We start from the raw sequence: 778 nt of genomic DNA, 5'->3' as shown, positions 1-778 counted from the left end.
ACTGGGCACATGCCATAGAAAGTTATGGTCATGAAGTTAAAGTTATCGCACCGCAGTATGTTGTTCCTTACCGAAAAGGTAATAAGAATGACTTTAATGATGCTGAGGCGATAGCTGAAGCATCACAACGTGCGAATATGCGATTCGTACCTGTAAAAAACACTGAGCAGCAAGATATTCAACTTTTGCATCGCATCAGAGAGCGAAGAATAAAATTCAGAACAGCAATAATAAATCAAACACGAGGACTATTAGCTGAGTACGGCATAATTATCGCCCGAGGGGCAAATCAGGTTAGAAAAGCAGTACCTGATATTTTAGAAGATGCAGACAATAAACTAACCGTGTTATCACGCAGACACATAGCGAGTTTGTATGACGAGTTGACCGAGCTGGATAAACAAGTCAATGCTTTGGATAAAGAAATCAGTGAACTTAGCAATACAAAAGAAGTATGCCAAAGATTAAAAACAATGACAGGAATAGGGGCAATCATAGCAACGGCTTTTTACAGTGCAATAGGGGATGGAAAAGACTTTAAAAATGGTCGTCATGTATCCGCATGGCTTGGTTTAGTTGCTAAACAGCATACAACGGGTGATAACCCTAAGTTAAAAGGGATAAGTAAACGAGGGAATACTTATTTAAGAACACAGCTAATTAATGGCGCAAGAGCAGCCTTAGTAAAAGCTGAAAACAAAACCGATAAAGTGAGTGAATGGGCAAACAATTTACGTAAGCAACTGCCATTTAATAAAGCCGTTGTGGCCTTAGCCAA

At 39.5% G+C, this 778-nt stretch carries 1 protein-coding gene; it reads left to right on the top strand.

All coding sequences use genetic code 11. From position 1 onward, the window contains the following. Positions 1–778: IS110 family transposase (locus tag D9603_RS21300; RefSeq protein ID WP_128732833.1), on the top strand; the 778-nt coding region annotated here is incomplete at both ends.

Origin of the sequence: Pseudoalteromonas sp. PS5 (assembly GCF_004103255.1) — a bacterium.
GTDB lineage: Bacteria > Pseudomonadota > Gammaproteobacteria > Enterobacterales > Alteromonadaceae > Pseudoalteromonas > Pseudoalteromonas peptidolytica.
Note: the sequence above shows the minus strand (reverse complement) of the source record. Positions and strands in the feature narration are given on the sequence as shown.